The organism is Corynebacterium sp. HMSC069E04, from assembly GCF_001813175.1.
Classification (GTDB): domain Bacteria; phylum Actinomycetota; class Actinomycetes; order Mycobacteriales; family Mycobacteriaceae; genus Corynebacterium; species Corynebacterium aurimucosum.
Genome location: NZ_KV811678.1, coordinates 1 through 298, shown reverse-complemented (window position 1 = coordinate 298; position 298 = coordinate 1). Strand labels below are relative to the sequence as shown.

General features: G+C 58.1%; 1 protein-coding gene. It reads left to right on the top strand.

The genetic code is table 11. The features are described 5' to 3' along the window. Positions 1-298: rRNA adenine N-6-methyltransferase family protein (locus HMPREF2896_RS07050; protein ID WP_305764440.1), on the top strand; the 298-nt coding region annotated here is incomplete at both ends.

Sequence of the window (298 nt, the reverse complement as noted above, 5' to 3'; positions counted from 1 at the left end):
GTACCAAGGTCTGCTTTCCGGCCACAGCCAAACGTTGACGGGGGGATCTTAGTGATCCGCCGGGTGGGTGACCCGAAGATCCCGATAGAGCAACGCAAAGCCTTTCAGGCGATGGTGCACACCGTTTTCACCGCCCGGGGACGCGGGATAGGGGAAATTCTCCGAAGGGCAGGGTTGTTTTCATCACGTTCAGAGACACAATCATGGTTGCGCTCGCGAGGAATCGACCCCGCAACCCTACCTCCCAGATTGCACACCAGCGACTGGATCGATCTCTTCCAGGTGACTGGTTCCTCTC